Consider the following 16,627-nt stretch of genomic DNA (forward strand, 5'->3'; position numbering starts at 1 on the left):
ATCCGACCTTCAAGGAGCTCATTTCCATGAACGCACCCACCACGCCCTTCGTCGCCAACCTCGGCACCCGTCACGACCCCAGCCGCAAGGTCGCGGCGCCCACGGGCACGCAGCTCTCGTGCAAGAGCTGGCTCACTGAAGCGCCCTTTCGCATGATCCAGAACAACCTGCACCCCGACGTGGCCGAGCGCCCCGAAGACCTGGTGGTCTATGGCGGCATCGGCCGCGCGGCGCGCAACTGGGAATGCTTCGACCAGATCCTGGCATCGCTCAAGGAACTGGAGGCCGACGAGACCCTGCTGGTGCAATCGGGCAAGCCCGTGGGCGTGTTCAAGACCCATGCCGACGCGCCGCGCGTGCTGCTGGCCAACTCCAACCTGGTGCCCAGGTGGGCCGACTGGGAGCACTTCAACGAGCTGGACCGCAAGGGCCTGTTCATGTATGGCCAGATGACGGCCGGCAGCTGGATCTACATCGGCGCGCAGGGCATCGTGCAGGGCACCTTCGAGACCTTCGTCGAAGCCGGCCGCCAGCATTACGGCAACGACCTCACGGGCAGGTGGATCCTCACGGCCGGCCTGGGCGGCATGGGCGGGGCGCAGCCGCTGGCCGGCGTGCTGGCCGGCGCCTGCGTGCTGGCCGTCGAATGCCAGCAAAGCTCCATCGACTTCCGGCTGCGCACACGCTACCTCGACAAGCAGGCGCGCGACATCGACCATGCGCTGGAACTGATCGCGCAGCACACGGCCGCGGGCGAGGCGATCTCCATCGGCCTGCTGGGCAATGCCGCCGACGTGCTGCCCGAGCTGGTCAGGCGCGCCAAGGCCGGCGGCCCCCGGCCCGACATCGTGACCGACCAGACCTCGGCCCACGACCTGGTGCACGGCTACCTGCCCATGGGCTGGAGCGTGGCGCAGTGGAAGGCCGCCATGGCCGAGCCCGCGCAGCATGCCGCGCTGAAGAAGGCCGCCGCGCAAAGCTGCAAGGCGCACGTGCAGGCCATGCTGGACTTCCACGCCATGGGCGTGCCCACGGTGGACTACGGCAACAACATCCGCCAGGTGGCCAAGGACGAGGGCCTGGCCAACGCCTTCGACTTCCCGGGCTTCGTGCCGGCCTACATCCGCCCGCTGTTCTGCGAAGGCAAGGGCCCGTTCCGCTGGGTCGCGCTCTCGGGCGACCCTGAAGACATCTACAAGACCGACGCGAAGATCAAGGCGCTGTTCCCGCAGAACAGACACACCCACCGCTGGCTGGACATGGCGCGCGAGCGCATCGCCTTCCAGGGCCTGCCCGCGCGCATCTGCTGGCTGGGCCTGGGCGAGCGGCACATCGCGGGCCTGGCCTTCAACGAGATGGTGAGGAAGGGCGAGCTGAAGGCGCCCATCGTCATCGGCCGCGATCACCTGGACACGGGCTCGGTCGCCAGCCCCAACCGCGAGACCGAAGGCATGCGCGACGGCACCGACGCCGTCTCCGACTGGCCGCTGCTCAACGCGCTGCTCAACACCGCGGGCGGCGCCACCTGGGTCAGCCTGCACCACGGCGGCGGCGTGGGCATGGGCTACTCGCAGCATGCGGGCATGGTGATCGTGTGCGATGGCAGCGAGGCGGCCGAGAAGCGCCTGGCGCGCGTGCTGGTCAACGACTGCGGCTCGGGCGTGATGCGCCATGCCGACGCGGGCTACGAGCTGGCCATCGCCACGGCCAGGAAGTTCGGGCTCAAGCTGCCGATGGTCAGCAAGTGATGCTGATGCCGCAGCGCTTTGCCGTCGATGCCCTGCCCGCCACGCCGTGGAAGAACGGCGGCGGCAGCACGCGCGAGATCGCCTGCTGGCCGCAAGGCGCGGGCTTCGAGGGCTTCGACTGGCGCGTGTCCATCGCCACCATCGCCGCGAGCGGCCCCTTCTCGCGCTTTGCGGGGGTGGACCGCATCATCACGCTGCTCGATGGCCCGGGCGTGCACATGCAAGGCGAAGGGGTGGACCATCGCCTGGACACGCCGCTGGCGCCCTTTGCCTTCAGCGGCGATGTGGCCATCGAGGGCACGCTGCTGGGCGGCGTGGGATGCAGCGACTTCAACGTGATGACGCGCCGCGGCCGCCTGCGCGCCCAGGTGCAGGTGCTGCGCGGCGCGGCCGATCTGGCCCCCGCCCCGCACGGCTTGCTGCTGGCCTGGCAGGGCGATTGGCGCGCGGGCGATCAGGCATTGGCGCAAGGCCAGGGCCTGTGGTGGGCCGACGCGCCTGCCGGCTGGCGCTTGCAAGAAGACGAAGGCAATGCACCGGCCGCGCTGCTCGCGGTGCAATGGCAGATCGATGAGGGCGCTTCATCATGACGACTCGGTTTGACCAAAGCCCCTCGGCCGATGGCCTGTGGACCGGGCTCAGGGGGCTGGACGGCCAGCCCTGCGCCATCACCGTGGCCGATGGCCGGATCGTCTGGACCGGCGCACCCGATGCGGTGCCCGCCGCGCATGTGAGCCTGCCGCGCCATGAGGGCGGCGGCGCGCTGGTCACGCCAGGCCTGGTCGACTGCCACACGCATCTGGTCTACGGCGGCCAGCGCGCCAACGAGTTCGCGATGCGCCTGGCCGGCGCCAGCTATGAAGAGGTGGCCAAAGCGGGCGGCGGCATCGTCTCCAGCGTGCGCGCCACGCGCGAGGCCAGCGAGGACTCGCTCTTCGCCAGCGCCTCGGCGCGGCTGCAAAGCCTGCTGGCCGAAGGCGTGTGCGCGATCGAGATCAAGTCGGGCTACGGCCTGTCGCTGGAGCACGAGCGCAAGCAGCTGCGCGTGGCGCGGCGGCTGGGCGAGGCCCATGGCGTGACGGTGCGCACCACCTTCCTGGGCGCGCATGCGCTGCCGCCCGAATACGCCGGCCGCAGCCAGGACTACATCGACCTCGTCTGCCGGGAGATGCTGCCCGCGCTGCATGCCGAAGGCCTGGTCGATGCCGTGGACGTGTTCTGCGAGCGCATCGCCTTCACCTTGGCCGAAACCGAGCAGGTGTTCCAGGCCGCGCAGGCGCTGGGCATCCCGGTCAAGCTGCATGCCGAGCAACTGAGCGACATGGGCGGCGCCGCGCTGGCCGCGCGCTACGGCGCGCTGTCCTGCGACCACATCGAACACCTCTCGCAGGCCGGCATCGACGCCATGGCCGCGGCCGGCACCGTGGCCGTGCTGCTGCCCGGCGCCTACTACACGCTGCGCGACACGCAGCTGCCGCCCATCGCCGCGCTGCGCGCCGCCGGCGTGCCCATGGCCGTGTCCACCGACCACAACCCCGGCACCTCGCCGGCCCTGTCCCTGCTGCTGATGGCCAACATGGCCTGCACGCTGTTCCGCCTGACGGTGCCCGAGGCCATTGCAGGCATCACCACCCATGCAGCGCGCGCGCTGGGCCTGCAGGACACGCACGGCACGCTGGTCGCAGGCCGGCCCGCCAACTTCGTGCTGTGGAAGCTGCAGGACGCGGCCGAGCTGGCCTACTGGTTCGGCCAGCGCCCCGTGCGCTGCGTGGTGCGCCAGGGCCGCATCGCGGAGGGCGCGCTGTGAACCAGCTCTTCGCCACCGATGCGCTGCTGCCCACGGGCTGGGCGCGCGACGTGCTGCTGGCCTGGGACGCCGACGGCCGTCTGACGCAGGTGCAGGCGGGCGCGGCCCGGCCCGAAGGCGTGGCGCAGACGGCCGGCCCGCTCGTCCCCGGCATGCCCAACCTGCATTCGCATGCGTTCCAGCGGGGCATGGCCGGGCTGACCGAGTACCGCGCCGAAGCCCAGGATTCCTTCTGGAGCTGGCGCGCGCTGATGTACCGCTTCGCGCTGCGCCTCACGCCCGCACAGCTCGAGGCCATCGCCTTCGGCCTGTACGTGGAGATGCTGGAAGCCGGCTTCACCTCGGTGTGCGAGTTCCACTACGTCCACCACCACACCGACGGCCGCCCGTATGCCGACGATGCCGAGCTGGCGCGCGCGCTGATGCGTGCGGCGCAGCGCGCGGGCATCGGCCTGACCCTGCTGCCCGTGCTCTACCAGGCCAGCGGCTTCGGCGCAGCGGCGCCCACCGAGGGCCAGCGCCGCTTCATCCGCAGCACCGACTCGATGCTGCGCCTGCTCCAGACCCTGCGGCCGGATTGCCACGCGCAGGGCGCGCGCCTGGGGCTGGCGCCGCATTCGCTGCGCGCCGTGCCGCCCGATGCGCTGCGCGAAGCCCTGGCCGGCCTGGCCGCGCAGGACGCCACGGCGCCCATCCACATCCACATCGCCGAGCAGCTCCAGGAGGTGCAGGACTGCGTCGCCTGGAGCGGCCAGCGCCCCGTGGCCTGGCTGCTGGACCATGCGCCCGTCGATGCGCGCTGGTGCCTGGTGCATGCCACGCACATGGACGCCGACGAGTACCGCCGCGCCGCCGTCAGCGGCGCCGTGGCCGGCCTGTGCCCCACCACCGAAGCCAACCTGGGCGACGGGATCTTCGACCTGCCGCAGTGGACGGGCTCGCGCGGTCGCTGGGGCGTGGGCTCCGACAGCCATGCCTGCGTGGACGCGGCCGAGGAGCTGCTGATGCTCGAATACGGGCAGCGCCTGCAACGCCGCCAGCGCAACGTGGCGGCCACCCCCGCGCAGCCGCAGGTGGCCAGCGCGATGTGGCTGGAGGCCGTGCGCGGCGGCGCGCAGGCCTCGGGCCGCGCGCTCGCGGGGCTGGTGCCCGGCCAGCAGGCCGACTTCGTGGTGCTGCAGCCCTCGCATCCGGTGCTGGCCGGGCTGGACGCGCCGGCCATGCTGTCGGCCCATGTCTTTGCCGCAGGCCGCCAGCGCCCCATCGACGGCGTGTGGGTGGCCGGCCAGCCGCGCGTGCGCGCCGGCCGCCATGCGCAGCAGGCCGAGGCCGCTGCCGGCTTCGTGCAGGCGCGGCGCGAGCTGCTGGCCGATCCTTCCTGAAGAACACCGAGTGCTCCCATGACCGCCTTCCACACCACCGAAGCGCCCTTCCGCTTTCGCCAGGGCACGGCGCCGCTGCTGATCTCCATGCCCCATGTGGGCACCCATGTGCCGCCCGCGCTGGCCGCGCGCTTCACGGCCGAGGCGCGCCAGGTGCCCGACACCGACTGGCACCTGGAGCGCCTGTACGACTTTGCCGACGAGCTGGGCGCCTCGGTGCTGGTGGCCACGCATTCGCGCTACGTGATCGACCTGAACCGCCCGCCCGACGGCGCCAGCCTGTACCCGGGCCAGAGCGTCACGGGCCTGTGCCCGGTCGACACCTTCGACGACACGCCCATTTATGCCGAGGCGGCCGACGTGCCCGGCGAGGCCGAGATCGCCGCACGCCGCGACGCCATCTGGCAGCCCTACCACGCGCAGCTGGCCCGGGAGCTGGCGCGCATCAAGGCCCACCACGGCATCGCCATGCTGTGGGACGCCCACTCCATCCGCTCGGTGCTGCCGCGCTTCTTCGAAGGCCGGCTGCCCGACCTGAACCTGGGCACCGGCCAGGGCGCCAGCTGCGACAGCGCGCTGGCCGAGCGCCTGCTGGGCATCGCGAAGGACGCGAGCGGCTACACGGCGGTGCTCAACGGCCGTTTCACGGGCGGCTACATCACGCGCCACCACGGCCGCCCGCAGGAAGGCCAGCACGCCGTGCAGCTGGAGATGACGCAAAGCAGCTACATGCAGGAAGCCCTGCCCTTCGACTACCTGCCCGGCGTGGCCGCGGGCGTGCAGCCGCACCTGCGGCGCATGCTCGAAGCCGTGCTGGACTTTGCACGCGGGCGCTGAGGGCGGCGCCCTGCCGGGCCGCCCGGCGCGGTTGGGCCACGATTTGCATCGAAAGTTGTCAAATATTCCGCCTGTTTGACATTCCTGATGCTGTCAGCCAGCGGTCAGCCATTTGTGCACGGCAACAAAATGTGAGCATCTCACGCCCAACCGCCATGCGCACGCCGCCGCCCGCCCCTTCCGCCTCTGCTCCTCGCCGGGACGATTCCCCATGCCGCGGCTGAACTCCCCCTGGCGGCTGAGCCTGCAATGGCTGCTGGTGGCCCTGCTGGTGCCCCTGGCCGCGCTGTGGCTGGACCAGAGCGCCGTCATGCGCCACCTGGACGGCGCGCTGCGCGACAGGCTGCTGCACGCCATGGCCGTGCCCCCCTCGGGCCAGGTGGCGCTGGTGGTGGTGGACCGCAAGAGCCTGGACGAACTGGGCCCCTGGCCCTGGAAGCACGCCGTGCACGCGCAACTGCTGCGGCAGCTGGCCCGGCACCAGCCGCGCGCCGTGGTGCTCGACCTGCCGCTGGACCAGCCTGCGCCCTGGATGGACGCGCCGCAGCCCCTGGCCGAGGCCATGGCCGGCCTGCCCGTGTACCTGGTGCGCCATGCCGTGCTGGCCGATCCGAAGGTGCGCAACGCCCAGAACGCCCAATGGCGCACGCACCCGCCTGCGCTGGTGCAGGCGGCCGCCGGCGTGGGCCACATGCGGCTGGTGCGCGACCTCGATGCGGTGGCGCGCACCGTGTATGCCTACGAAGGGCCGCCCGGCGCTCCGCTGCCCTACGTCGGCCTGCTGCTGGCCGATGCCGATGTGCGCCAGGCGCATGCGCGCTGGCGCCCGGCGCCCGGCGCGGACGCGGGTGCGCGTGGCTGGCTGCGCAAGGGGCCGATCGGCTTTCCGCCGGCCATCTCGGCGGGGCAGTTCCGCACGTTCTCGTACGTCGATGTGCTGCGGGGAAATGTGCCAGCCGGCGCCCTGGCGGGCCGGGACCTGATGGTGGGCCTGGGCCCCGACGCCGAACTGAGCGACCTGTGGCGGGCCTCCACCGTGGGGCCGCCCTGGCGAATGACGAAGGTGGAGCTGCATGCCAATGCCATCGAGGCCCTGCGCACGGGCCGCACGGTGCATGCGTTCATGGGCTGGTGCGCGGTGCTGTGGGTGGTGGTGCCCGTGCTGCTGGGGCTGCTGGGCTACCTGCGCTGGGAGCGGCACTCGGCCCTCGGCGGCGTGGCGATGGCGCTGCTGTGCATCGTGGGCAGCATCGCGTTGCTGGACCATGGCTACTGGGTGTCGCCCGTGGCGCCGGTGCTTGGGCTGATGCTGGGCTACGGCGTGTGCAGCTGGCGCCGCCAGTCCCTGGTGTTCGGCTATTTCAGGCGCACGCTGGCGCGGCTGGAGCATTTCGTGCGCGCGCAGGACGATCCGCCCCCCACGCGCCGCCGCATCCTGGACGCGGCCGAGGAATACACCGAAAAGCTGAGTGCGACCGTGGACCGGCTCGAGGCCGTGCAGGCCCTGTTCCGCCAGAGCCTGAGCGACCTGCCCGTGGCCGTGCTGCTGTGCGGGGAGGACGGCACGATCCACCATGCCAACCCGGCCGCGCGGCGCCTGCTGCACCTGCAGCGGCTGCGCGACGCGCAGGGCCGCACGGTGGCGCAGCGGCTGCCCATGCTGCTGGAGGCGATGCACGACCCGAAGGCCCCGCCGCTGCGCCAGGGCCACTGGGCCGACGTTCACCAGCGCATGGTCTATCACCACGCGGGCCAGGTCTTCCGCGTGCGCTGCGTGCCGCTGCAGCGGCGCGCCCGGGGCTGGGCCGTGGTGCTGGACGACCTGACCGCCGCCCGCCAGCTCGAGGCCGAGCGCGCGCAGTGGCTGCGCTTCCTCTCGCACGACCTGCGCAGCCCGCAGGCCAACATCCTGGGCCACGTGGCGCTGGCCGAGCGCAAGCACCCCGACGCGCCGGGCCGCGCCGAGCTGGCCTGCGCGGTGCGCCGCGAAGTGGCACGCACCCTGGCGCTGGCCGACGGCTTCATGGACCTGAGCCAGGCCGAGGCGGGCCATTTCTCGCAGGAGGAGGTGCTGATCGGCGCGGTGGCCGGCGACGCGGCGGACCAGGTCTGGGCCTATGCCGGCAGCCGGGGCGTGCAGGTGCAGTTGCAGGTCTGGAGCGATGGCGAGCTGTTCGTGCGCGGCAATGCCGAGCTGCTCAAGCGGGCCGTGGTCAACCTGCTGAACAACGCCATCCGCCACAGCCGCGAAAACGCCAGCGTGCTGCTGTGCGTGGGCGCGGGCGATGGTGAAGTGCTGCTGTGCGTGAGCGACGAAGGCGAGGGCATGGATGCCGAGCAGGTCTGCCGGCTGCTGCGCCGCGAGCCCGCAGCGCCGCCGCCGCCGCGCGGCGCCCCCGCCTCGCCAGCCAAGGCCGCGGCGCCGCTGCGCTCGCATGGCGTGGGGCTGGCCGTGGTGTGGGCCGTGGTGGAGCGCCACGGCGGCTGGATCGATCTGTGGAGCATGCCGGGGCAGGGCAGCAGCTTCCTCATTGGGTTGCCGCAACTGGTGGTCGACGAAGGGCCGCTGAGCTGATCCGATTCGATCTGGATTGCGCGCCCTCGCCCAGGGGGCCGCAGCCGCGGGCGCCTTTCGCCGAAACTCGTCGCTCCCTTCCCGGAGCAAGACATGGACAACAAGAACAACCACGCCCCCGGCCGCGCCGTGCAGGCCGCCTTCGTCGGTGTGGACTGGGGCACCAGCAGCTTTCGCGCCTGGCTCATGGCCGCCGACGGCCAGGTGCTGGCCCACACGCGCAGCAGCGAAGGCATGCTGCATTGCGCGCAGGCCGGCTTTGCGCCGGTGCTGCAGGCGCATCTGGCGCAACTGCAGGCCCCGGCCGGGCTGCCGGTGCTGATGTGCGGCATGGTCGGCGCGCGCCAGGGCTGGCTGGAGGCGCCCTACCTGCACACGCCCACGCGGCTGGACGCGCTGCACCAGGGCGCCGTGCCCGTGCCTTTCGACTTTGCGGGCCATGAGCTGCGCATCCTGCCGGGCGTGGCCTGCACCGATGCCCGGCAGCCCGACGTGATGCGCGGCGAAGAGACGCAGCTGCTGGGCGCCATCGCGCCCGACTTCACGGGAAGCGTCTGCATTCCGGGCACGCACAGCAAGTGGGTCAGCCTGCAACACGGTGCGATCAGCGGCTTTGCCACCTGCATGACCGGCGAGCTGTTCGCGGTGCTCTCGCGCCACAGCATCCTGAGCCATGCGGTCGAGGCCACCGAGGCCGCCGAGGTGGCCGCAGCGGCGCAGGTGCCGGACGCGGCCTTCCTCGAAGGCGTGGCCAGCGCGCTGCGCGAGCCTGCGGCCCTGACGCAGCTGCTCTTTCGCCTGCGCGCAGCCCAACTGCTGGGCCACGAGCAGCGCGCCGACGGCGCTGCGCGGCTGTCGGGCCTGCTGATCGGCGCGGAACTCGCGGCCATGCGCGCGCGCCAGACGGCCGGGGATGGGCAGGGCGTGCAGCTGATCGCGGCCGGCCGCCTGGGCACGCTGTACCACGCGGCGCTCGAGGCCGCCGGCTTTGCGCCGACACTGCGCGATGCCGAAGACGCCTCGCGCCAGGGCCTGGTGCAGGCCGCGCGGCGCCTGTGGCTGGCGCCGCGCTGAATTCCCACCCAAGCTCCTCCAGACTTTCCCTGCCTCCCATGACCACCGCTTCCAGCCCCGACACGAGCCACCGCCTTCAGGCCGCCATGGCCGCCCTTCCCCTGGTCGCCATCCTGCGCGGCATCGCGCCCGACGAGGCGCAGGCCGTGGGCGAAGCCCTGGTGCAGGCGGGCTTTTCCATCATCGAGGTGCCGCTGAACTCGCCGCAGCCGCTGGACAGCATCGCGCGGCTGCGCCGGGCGCTGCCAGCGCAGGTGCTGGTGGGCGCGGGCACCGTGCTGCGCGTGGAGGACGTGCAGCGCGTGAAGGACGCGGGCGGCGAGATCATCGTCATGCCCCATGCCGACACCGAGGTGATCCGCGCGGCCAAGGCCGCGGGCCTGCTGTGCGTGCCCGGCGTGGCCACGCCCACCGAGGCCTTCGCGGCCGTGGCCGCGGGCGCCGACGCGGTCAAACTCTTTCCGGCCGAGCTGATCACGCCCGCCGTCGTCAAGGCCATGCGCGCGGTGCTGCCGCGCGAGCTGAAGCTGCTGCCCGTGGGCGGCATCACGCCCGACAACATGGCGCCCTTCGTGCGCGCGGGCGTCAGCGGCTTCGGCCTGGGCTCGGCGCTCTACAGCCCGGGTCAGTCGGCGCAGGCGGTGGCAGAGAACGCGCGCCGCTTCGTGCAGGCCTGGGGCGCGCTGTCGTCCTGAAGAAGAAAAACCGGCGCGCTCAGTGCGTGCCCAGCACCACGGGCACTTCGGTCGCGGGCGGTGTGTTGCGGCTGCGGCCCGCGCGCACCAGGCCGTCGATCATCACCATGCCCACGCCCGGGATGTCGCCCAGCTGCACGCTTTCGAGCAGCGTTTTGCCGGCCGTGTGCTGCGCGCGGTCCATGAACACGAAGTCGGCCGCGCGGCCCACTTCGACCAAACCGCAGTTCAGGTTGCGCATGCGCGCCGTGTTGCCGGTGGCAAAGCAGAACACGATCTCGGCCGGGATGTCGGCCATCGACGAGATCAGCGACACCATGCGCAGAATGCCCAGCGGCTGCACGCCCGAGCCGGCCGGCCCGTCGGTGCCCAGGATCACGCGGTGCGGGCACTTGAGTTCGATGGCCGCGCGCGCCGCGCCGATGGCCACGCGCTCATTGCCGTTGTGCACGATCTCGATGCCGCGCGTGCTTTGCTCGCACAGATCGCACACATGCCTGAGCGGCAGCGAGGTGTGGCCGCCGTTGATGTGGCCGATGATGTCGGCATCGGCCTCCAGCACCGTGTCCTTGTCGATGTAGCCCGAGCCCGGCACCGAGGGGCCGCCCGTGTGGATGGTGCTCTGGATGCCGTACTTGCGCGCCCATGCCACCATCTCCTTGGCCTCGTAGCCGGCCTTCACCGTGCCCAGGCCCACTTCGCCCAGCAGGCCCACGCCGGCCTCGGCCAGCTCCTTGAAGTCGCTCTCGACCATGCCCTTTTCGATGACGGGCGCGCCGGCCAGCACCTTCACGCCGCCGGGGCGGAAGGCGTCAAAGGCACGCTGCGCCGTGATGGCCAGCGCCTTCAGGCCCACGATGTCCTTGGGCCGGCCCGGGTAGTGAACCTCGCCGGCCGAAATCATGGTGGTCACGCCGCCGTTCATGCTGGATTCGATCCAGTTGAGCTGGCTCTGGCGCGGCGTCCAGTCGCCGGCCACGGGGTGCACGTGGCTGTCGATCAGCCCCGGCGCGACGCACACGCCCCGGGCGTCGATCACGGTCTTCGCGCTTTCGGTGTCGCAGTCCTTGAACTTGCCCACGGCCGTGATCAGGCCGTCATCCACGACGATCGTGTCGGCGTCCAGGATCGGTTTGTCTATGTCGCCCGAGAGCAGCAGCCCTATGTTGCGGATGATGACCTTGCCCGACTTCGCGCCGGCTGCGGCTTCTGCCATTTCGATTCCTCGTGAGGGGTGGGGAGGGAAATCTCGTTGTTGTTCTTTTCGTCCAGTCGCACCGTGCGCAGCACCGTCTCGGTGACGAAGGCTTCCCAATGCGCCACGGCCTCGGCCGATTCCAGCGACTCGCCCAGGAAGCTGGTGAGCGTGTAGCGGTTGGACATGTAGAAGTAGCCCGTGGCTGCGATCAGCAGGTACAGGTCGCGCGCGGCGACGCCCTGGCGGAACAGCCCCTGCGCGGCGCCGCTGGCCAGGATCTGCTCGATGATGGCCACGGCGCGCGAGGAGTATTCGCGCGCCCGCAGCGACTTGGTGATGTGCCGGCCCTTGTGCAGGTTCTCGGTGTTGAGCAGCGTGATGAAGTCGGGGTTGGCGCGGTAGTAGCCCAGCACGAAGCGGATCACCTCGGTCAGCGCCTGCACGGGCTGCGCCATGTCCAGCGCGATGGCGGCCTCGGCCTCGTCCATGCGCTGGTAGATGCCCTCCAGCACCGCGACGAACAGCCCTTCCTTGCTGCCGAAGTAGTAGTAGATCATCCGGTCATAGGACTTGGCGGCCTTGGAGATCTTCTCGACGCTGCCGCCGTCATAACCGTACTTGGCGAACACCCGGGTGGCCGCGCGCAGGATGGCGTCCTTCGAGGCCTGCGCCTGGGCCTCGCGCACGCCCGTCTTGCGCTGGGGGCGGGCGGTTGCGGTCTTGCGCGTGGCCATTCGGGTTCAGGCCTTGGCCGAGATTACTTCTCGACGAAGGCGCGTTCCACGACGAAATCGCCGGGAACCGTGGTGTTTCCTTCCTCGAAGTCGCGCTTCTCGAGGATTTCCTTCAGGTCGGCCAGCAGCGCCGGGCTGCCGCACATCATGGCGCGGTCTTCCAGCGGGCTGATCGGGGGCAGGCCCAGGTCGTCGGTGAGCTTGTTGCTCTTGATCAGGTCGGTGATGCGGCCCTGGTTGCGGAAGGGCTCGCGCGTGACGGTGGGGTAGTACAGCAGCTGCTTGCTCACCATCTCGCCCAGGAACTCGTGCTTGGGCAGCTCCTGCGTGATGTAGTCGTGGTAGGCCAGCTCGGCCACTTCGCGCACGCCGTGCACCAGGATCACCTGCTCGTACTTCTCATAAGTCTCGGGGTCGCGGATCGTGCTCATGAACGGTGCCAGGCCCGTGCCTGTGCCGAACAGGTACAGGCGCTTGCCCGGCAGCGTGTAGTCGATCAGCAGCGTGCCCGTGGGCTTGCGGCCCACCACGATGGTGTCGCCCACCTTGATGTGCTGCAGGTGTGAAGTCAGCGGGCCGTTCTCGACCTTGATCGACAGGAACTCCAGCTCTTCCTCGTAATTGGCGCTGGCGATGCTGTAGGCGCGCAGCAGCGGCTTGCCATTGATCTTGAGGCCGATCATGGTGAAGTGGCCGTTGGAAAAGCGCAGCGCGGCGTCGCGCGTGGTCTTGAAACTGAACAGACGGTCGGTCCAGTGGTGGACGGACAGAACGCGTTCTTCGTTGAAAGCACTCATGGCAAGGCTTGAAGTGAAAAAGTGGAAATCGACAGACGCAAGGCTTGCAAACGAGGCTGGCGGCGTCAGGCCGGAGGCGCCCAATTGTCGGGCATCGCGCACCAGGCCGGTGACCAGCCCCCTGCGAAACCATGAGTGCCTTCTAAGGAAAACACCCATGCAAGCTTCGCGCCGGACCGTTAAATTTCCAATTCATGTAGCAAACACCACATGAAAGTGGAGTGGATGCTACACAAAGGGCGCCGGCGTCACAAGCACGAGACAAACCCGCATGCGGGCATGCTTGTTGCAAACCGGGCCCTTGCATCAACGGAACGCCACGATGACTGAACACACCAAGACCGACGGCCTGCCGGGCATGGACCTGCCCGTGCTGAGCGACAGCGCGGCGCTGGGCCTGGGCAAGGCGCCGCCGCGCAACGAGCGCATGAGCACCGCGAAGGTGGAATGCAACGCCTGCCCGGTGCTGTGCCAGATCTCCGAGGGCCGCACGGGCGCCTGCGACCGCTACGCCAACCAGGCCGGCGTGCTGGTGCGCGTGGACCCGGTGGTGCTGCTGCGCCGCGAGCTGGACAGCCCGTCGCCGGCCCTGGTGCCCTTTGCGCGCGAAGGCGCGCAGGGCGAGGCCCCTGCAGAGCCTGCGGCGCCTCCAGTGCCTCCAGCGCCAGATTGGGACGGCGACCTGCTGCTGGCCGACCAGGTCTTCGTCACCGGCATCGGTGCCTCCACCACCTACCCCGACTACAAGCCCGCGCCCTTCATCGTGGCCTCCAAGGCCCAGGGCGTGGACATGGTCACGGTGGTCACCGAGGGCATCTTCAGCTACTGCAGCGTGAAGGTGAAGATCGACACCGACCGCTTCCTGGGCGCCGAGCAGGCCAACGTGCGCTACCGCGGCGAAGTGGTGGGCCATGTGACCACGGCCGAGTACGGCTCGCAGATGCTCTCGCTGGGCGGCGTGCACCACCTCACGGGCGGCAGCAAGAAAGAGGGTCGCATGACCCTGGAGCTGATGCAGAGCCTGTGCAACAAGCAGGCGGCCGAATGCACCATCGACGGCGGCGCCAGCCTCACCATCCAGGCCGGCAGGGCGCCCATCGTCAACGGCGTGGAAGAGCAGCGCATGCGCGTGGGCTGCGGCTCGGCCACGGTGGGCATCTTCGCCAAGCAGCTGCTGGGCCTCGCCGACGAGGTGGTGGTGGTCGACGACCACATCACCGGCGTGCTGACCGAACACCAGGCCGGCCGCTGCCTGTCGATGGCGCCCTCGGGCATCCAGATGCGCGGGCGCAAGTCCACGCCGGGCCGCTACTTCCAGGTGGCCAACCCGGGCAGCGGCTGGGGCGGCACCGACATCGCCGACCCGCTGGCCATCATCGAAGGCTGGGAAGAAGGCGTCGCCCGGCCCGGCCTGCGCCTGCTCATGACCTCCACCACCGGCGAGCAGGCCGAGTGGTACGTGCTCGACGACCAGCTCCAGCCCGTGCGCCAGGGCATGCCGGCCGAAGTGCAGAAGGTGGTCGACCGCATCGGCGAGAACTGCGAGCCTTCGCTGTGCACGGTGCTCTTCCTGGGCGGCGCGGGCGGCTCGCTGCGCGCGGGCGTCACCGAGAACCCGATCCTGCTCACGCGCGCCATCAAGCGGGCGCTGGTCAACGTCACCTGCGGCGGCGCGCCGGCCTATGTGTGGCCCGGCGGCGGCATCACCGTGATGGCCGACGTGATGCGCATGCCCGACAACGCTTTTGGCACCGTGCCCACGCCGGCCATCATCGCGCCCATCGAATTCAGCATGCGGCTGGCTGACTTTGCCGCGCTGGGCGGCCATGTGGACCATGTGATGTCGCTCGAACAGGCGCTGCGCCGCGGCGCCTGGCAGGACGATGGTGCACCGCAGGCCCGCCGCTGGGTCGCGCCCGGTGCCGACAACGTCTGGCCGCTGGGCCATGTGCCCATGCTGGGCTGAACGCGCGCAGACACATGGCCGCCACCCGACACCGCCTCGACGCCCGGCGCTGGCACTTCCAGCACGGGCCGATGGACCTCGTGCTGCAGGCCGAGGGCGAGGCTGCCGCCGTGGCGGCTGCGCACGAGGCCGCGTGGCTGCGCTTCATGCCGCTGCTCGATGCGCTGGTGGCCGAGCTGCCCGCGCTGCGCCAGGACGTGGCCGCGCCCACGGCGCTGCAGGGCGGGGTGGCGCGCCGCATGCACGCGGCCTGCGTGGCCGCAGTGGCTGGCGCGCCGCAGTTCATCACGCCCATGGCGGCCGTGGCCGGCGCCGTGGCCGATGCGCTGATCGGCTGCTATGCGGCAAGCGGCATCATGCGCGCCTGGGTCAACAACGGCGGCGACATCGCGCTGCACCTGGCGCCCGGCGCGCAGGTGCGCGTGGGCCTGTTTGCCGATCTGGCCCGCTTCGACCCCGGCGCGCAACAGGCCCCGCTGCAGACCGACGGCCAGTTCCAGATCGACGCCGCCATGCCCGTGCGCGGCGTGGCCACCAGCGGTTGGCGCGGGCGCAGCTTCTCGCTGGGCATTGCCGACAGCGTCACCGTGCTGGCCGCCACGGGCGCGCAGGCCGACGCCGCGGCCACCGTGATCGCCAATGCGGTCGATGTGGCGCATCCGTCCATCGTGCGAAAGCCCGCCAACACCTGCAAGGACAACAGCGACCTGGGCAGCCTGCCCGTCACGGTCGACGTGCCGGCCCTGCCGAGCGCGCTGGTGGCTGCGGCGCTGGCGCGCGGCCTGGCCTGCGCGCAGGCCTTGCGCGATGCCGGCCGGATTCATGCCGCCATCCTGGTCTGCCAGGGGCAGGCGATGCTGCTTGAACCCTTATGCTCGGCGCTGCGCGGGGCGCAGGCCGAAGGCACAGCAGATGCCGGCCCTTGTGGAGATCGGGCGTCCCCGGCGATTGCACGTCATCGCCCCGGCGGTGATGTGGCAGTTGGTTCAGTATTTGCTTAACGAATGGCGCATCCATGATGAAGTTGTTCCCGCCTCCCAACCCCGCCCGTGCTGCCGCATTGCGGTGCGCGGCCCTGTGCCAAGGTGTGCATTCATGAGCGCCGCCCGGCCGCCCGAAGGTGCCCCAGTGAATGCTTCGCTGATCGACATCCGCCGCGTGTTCACGCAGGTGGAACACATCCACCACGAGTTCGGTCCCCAGGCCGCCACGCCGCTGGTGCGCGGCGCGATCGGCGTGGTGCTGACCAACCCCTATGCGGGCCGCTATGAACGCGAGATCCTGCCCATGATGGACCTGCTGGAGCCGGTGGGCGTGGACATGGCGCACCGGCTGCATGCCGCCATGGACGTGCCGCTTTCGCAGATCGCCACCTACGGCAAGGGTGCCATCGTGGGTGCGGCCGGCGAGCTGGAGCATGGCGCGCTGTGGCATGTGCCCGGCGGCTATGCCATGCGCGAACTGCTGGGCTGGAAGGGCGACCGCGCGGCCTACAAGTCGGGCACGGTGGACGAGAAGAAAACCGGCCAGCCCGGCAATGCGCTGTCCATCGTGCCTTCGACCAAGAAGGTGGGGCCGCCCGGCGCCACGCTCGACGTGCCGCTGACCAACATCAATGCCAGCTATGTGCGCGGCCAGTTCGACGCCATCGAGGTGCGTGTGCCCGGCGCGCCCGAATCCGACGAGATCGTCTTCATCCTCGCGATGAGCACCGGCTACCGCGTGCACGAGCGTGTGGGCGGCCTGCGGGCCGAGAACATCACGAAGTGGGATGGCCTGCGCTGAGGCGCTGAGACGCCGCCCATCCAGAACAA

At 70.6% G+C, this 16,627-nt stretch carries 14 protein-coding genes; 11 read left to right on the top strand and 3 right to left on the bottom strand.

Annotated features, from left to right (window positions below; all coding sequences use genetic code 11):
* The first annotated feature begins 26 nt into the window (after window positions 1-26).
* From hutU to PGB34_RS22080, 8 genes are all read left to right on the top strand, one after another.
* Complete coding sequence (hutU, locus tag PGB34_RS22045) at window positions 27-1,748, top strand: urocanate hydratase (protein ID WP_271430260.1); 1,722 nt, start codon at window positions 27-29, stop codon at window positions 1,746-1,748.
* Window positions 1,748-2,338 carry a HutD/Ves family protein gene (locus tag PGB34_RS22050; protein WP_271430261.1) on the top strand — a complete coding sequence of 197 codons (591 nt, stop codon included), beginning with the start codon at window positions 1,748-1,750 and terminating at the stop codon, window positions 2,336-2,338. Before hutU ends, PGB34_RS22050 begins: the two co-directional genes overlap by 1 nt.
* A complete protein-coding gene (gene hutI / locus PGB34_RS22055) occupies window positions 2,335-3,555 on the top strand; it encodes an imidazolonepropionase (RefSeq protein WP_271430262.1) in 1,221 nt (406 codons plus the stop codon). Before PGB34_RS22050 ends, hutI begins: the two co-directional genes overlap by 4 nt.
* Window positions 3,552-4,937, top strand: a complete 1,386-nt coding sequence (locus PGB34_RS22060; RefSeq protein WP_271430263.1) for a formimidoylglutamate deiminase — start codon at window positions 3,552-3,554, stop codon at window positions 4,935-4,937. Before hutI ends, PGB34_RS22060 begins: the two co-directional genes overlap by 4 nt.
* Window positions 4,938-4,955: 18 nt before the next feature.
* Window positions 4,956-5,774: an N-formylglutamate deformylase gene (hutG, locus tag PGB34_RS22065; RefSeq protein WP_271430264.1), complete on the top strand. Its 819-nt coding sequence runs from the start codon at window positions 4,956-4,958 to the stop codon at window positions 5,772-5,774.
* Window positions 5,775-5,985: 211 nt separating this feature from the next.
* On the top strand, window positions 5,986-8,349 hold the full coding sequence (locus PGB34_RS22070; protein ID WP_271430265.1) for a CHASE2 and HATPase_c domain-containing protein: 2,364 nt from the start codon (window positions 5,986-5,988) through the stop codon (window positions 8,347-8,349).
* A gap of 93 nt (window positions 8,350-8,442) precedes the next feature.
* On the top strand, window positions 8,443-9,423 hold the full coding sequence (locus tag PGB34_RS22075) for a 2-dehydro-3-deoxygalactonokinase (protein WP_271430266.1): 981 nt from the start codon (window positions 8,443-8,445) through the stop codon (window positions 9,421-9,423).
* Window positions 9,424-9,461: 38 nt separating this feature from the next.
* Window positions 9,462-10,118 carry a 2-dehydro-3-deoxy-6-phosphogalactonate aldolase gene (locus PGB34_RS22080; RefSeq protein ID WP_271430267.1) on the top strand — a complete coding sequence of 219 codons (657 nt, stop codon included), beginning with the start codon at window positions 9,462-9,464 and terminating at the stop codon, window positions 10,116-10,118.
* Window positions 10,119-10,137: 19 nt separating this feature from the next.
* On the opposite strand, the gene PGB34_RS22085 is transcribed toward PGB34_RS22080, so the two are convergent.
* Genes PGB34_RS22085 through PGB34_RS22095 form a run of 3 tightly spaced genes read right to left on the bottom strand, consistent with a single transcriptional unit; the run spans window position 10,138 to window position 12,847 of the window.
* Entirely contained in the window at window positions 10,138-11,334 is a 1,197-nt protein-coding gene (locus PGB34_RS22085) for an amidohydrolase family protein (protein ID WP_271430268.1), read from the bottom strand.
* A complete protein-coding gene (locus tag PGB34_RS22090; protein WP_271430269.1) occupies window positions 11,280-12,050 on the bottom strand; it encodes a TetR family transcriptional regulator in 771 nt (256 codons plus the stop codon). Before PGB34_RS22090 ends, PGB34_RS22085 begins: the two co-directional genes overlap by 55 nt.
* 23 nt (window positions 12,051-12,073) lie before the next feature.
* Entirely contained in the window at window positions 12,074-12,847 is a 774-nt protein-coding gene (locus PGB34_RS22095; protein WP_271430270.1) for a ferredoxin--NADP reductase, read from the bottom strand.
* A gap of 322 nt (window positions 12,848-13,169) precedes the next feature.
* Here PGB34_RS22095 and PGB34_RS22100 point away from each other — a divergent pair, with 322 nt between their 5' ends.
* The 3 genes from PGB34_RS22100 to PGB34_RS22110 all read left to right on the top strand — a co-directional run bounded on the left by PGB34_RS22100 (window position 13,170) and on the right by PGB34_RS22110 (window position 16,598).
* Window positions 13,170-14,813 carry a 6-hydroxynicotinate reductase gene (locus tag PGB34_RS22100; protein ID WP_271430271.1) on the top strand — a complete coding sequence of 548 codons (1,644 nt, stop codon included), beginning with the start codon at window positions 13,170-13,172 and terminating at the stop codon, window positions 14,811-14,813.
* A 14-nt stretch (window positions 14,814-14,827) separates the two neighbouring features.
* The gene (locus PGB34_RS22105) at window positions 14,828-15,814 is read left to right on the top strand and encodes a UPF0280 family protein (RefSeq protein WP_271430272.1); all 987 of its coding nucleotides are present in this window, start codon (window positions 14,828-14,830) and stop codon (window positions 15,812-15,814) included.
* A 139-nt stretch (window positions 15,815-15,953) separates the two neighbouring features.
* A complete protein-coding gene (locus tag PGB34_RS22110; protein WP_271430297.1) occupies window positions 15,954-16,598 on the top strand; it encodes an amino acid synthesis family protein in 645 nt (214 codons plus the stop codon).
* Window positions 16,599-16,627: the final 29 nt, after the last annotated feature.

Origin of the sequence: Xenophilus arseniciresistens (assembly GCF_028023875.1) — a bacterium.
Taxonomy (GTDB): Bacteria; Pseudomonadota; Gammaproteobacteria; order Burkholderiales; family Burkholderiaceae_C; genus Xenophilus; species Xenophilus arseniciresistens.